Annotated in this window: 2 protein-coding genes; both read right to left on the reverse strand. The window is 22.3% G+C overall.

Annotated features, from left to right (window positions below; translation table 11 throughout):
* The coding region (locus T523_RS09190) for a hypothetical protein (RefSeq protein ID WP_198016043.1) at positions 1 to 275 on the reverse strand (275 nt) is incomplete at its 3' end.
* Positions 276 to 284: 9 nt separating this feature from the next.
* Positions 285 to 1,145, reverse strand: a complete 861-nt coding sequence (locus tag T523_RS08075) for a TatD family hydrolase (RefSeq protein ID WP_052334701.1) — start codon at positions 1,143 to 1,145, stop codon at positions 285 to 287.
* Positions 1,146 to 1,440: the final 295 nt, after the last annotated feature.

Here is a 1,440-nt window from a genome sequence, read left to right on the forward strand (position 1 = left end):
TCTTCAAATTCTTTTATTAGTTTTTTATCAAATTCTTTATTATTTTCATATAAATCTTCAAATTCGTTTATGGGTTTTTTGTCAGATTTTTCATTGTTTTTATAAAAATCTTTGAATTCGTTTATTAGTTTTTTATCAGTTTCTTCATTATTTTCTAATTTTTTATTATGTTTTGGATTTTCTATTTTATCTGTATTTGTTTTATTGTTTTCATAATACTTTTCAAATTCTTTTATTAGTTTTTTATCAAATTCTTCATCTTCATTACTATCCATTTTAATCACTTAATCATCAAGACTTATTTCATAAACTCTTTCTACATTATCTTTATGTACTTTAAATGCTTGTTCTTCAGTAATTATTCCATTATCAATAAAACTTAATACTCTTCTTGGTACTGTTTTACATCCAAGTACTGCTCCAGGACGTTTATTATCATCCATGAAATCTGTTTCCATAAAGAATCTATTACTTTCTTTAAATGCTTTTTTAATATTATCTTTACTACTCATTACAGAAGGCATAATCCCATGATTTTCCTCTTTTTTAACATTTGCTCCTGCAAAATGTTTTATAAGTTTGTCTTTATTAAAAGATGATTCATCTGCCATTTGTGCAAGTTCTCTATATTGTGGTTCTTTAAAACTTTCTGCATGAATCATTACAGGACAGTTAAGATCTTTTCCTAAATTAAGACAGTATTTGATTATTTTATTATGATACTCCATTTCTTTATCATCTTCAATAGGATAATGAGGTCTTCCAATTTCACCAATTGCTATGGCCTTTTGATTTTTAATTAATTCTCCACTATAATTTAATCCATATTTTACCATTTTAAATGCTTCTTCATATGTTTTTCCATTTTTAATAAGTTTTCTATATTCCATAGGATGTATTCCAACTATTGGAAATGCTTTTACATTTGTATTATTTTTAATTTCATCACAATATTTAATACATAAATCCATTGCTTTTTTAAAATTTTCAGGTTCACCAAAAGTCCATGCAGGTTTATTTGGTATCATCATCACTCTACCGCCTGCATTATAAAATTGTTTAGCTATTTTTATAGGGCCTTGTCCATTAAATTGATCAATATGAATATGGTTATCAGTTATAGGTATATCATGTATATTTTCCATTATTTTTCTCCATTTTTTTAATTTTTTTTTAGAAGATTTTTATTATTATTCTAAATTTTATTATAAAGTTTAATTATTTTTTTTATAATTTTAAATTTTAAGTTTTATTAGGAAGTTTAATTATTCTCTTTACTATCTTAAATTTTAAATTTTATTAAAAACTTAAATTTACTAAATTTTTACTAATACTTTAATTTATATGAAACTTAATTTTATTTAAGATAATTGAATTGTATTATTTAAATCAATGTGTTCTTAATTCTATTTAAGTTGTTTAAAGTTGGTATTATTTAAA

It is taken from the genome of Methanobrevibacter wolinii SH (genome assembly GCF_000621965.1).
Classification (GTDB): domain Archaea; phylum Methanobacteriota; class Methanobacteria; order Methanobacteriales; family Methanobacteriaceae; genus Methanarmilla; species Methanarmilla wolinii.

What these genes read in the sequence shown, in the direction of transcription:
- T523_RS08075 (WP_052334701.1), bottom strand. Translation starts at nt 1,145, where the DNA reads ATGGAAAATATACATGATATACCTATAACTGATAACCATATTCATATT.